The sequence below is a fragment of the Saezia sanguinis genome (assembly GCF_003991585.1).
GTDB lineage: Bacteria > Pseudomonadota > Gammaproteobacteria > Burkholderiales > Burkholderiaceae_C > Saezia > Saezia sanguinis.
Genome location: NZ_PQSP01000216.1, coordinates 1 through 235, shown reverse-complemented (window position 1 = coordinate 235; position 235 = coordinate 1). Strand labels below are relative to the sequence as shown.

Annotated in this window: 1 protein-coding gene; it reads left to right on the top strand. The window is 70.2% G+C overall.

Translation table 11 applies throughout. The features are described from left to right. Positions 1-57 precede the first annotated feature (57 nt). The coding region (locus tag CUZ56_RS16435) for an NTP transferase domain-containing protein (RefSeq protein WP_204250989.1) at positions 58-235 on the top strand (178 nt) is incomplete at its 3' end.

The following is a 235-nucleotide window of genomic DNA, read 5'->3' as shown; positions in this document are numbered from 1 at the left end:
GTTCTGATCCGGTGAAGCGGTCACCGAGCCGGGAGATCGTCCCAGACGGCGCATAGCATGAGAGTTATGCCGAATTCCGCGCCTGCCCCGGACGTGATCGTGCTCGCCGGGGGCCGGGCCAGTCGTATGGGTGGCGTCGACAAACCAGGGCTCGTGGTGGGCGGGCGGTCCATGCTGGAAACCGCACTGGCCGCCGCGGGAGCGGGCCGTACGGTGGTGGTCGGCCCGCCGCGAC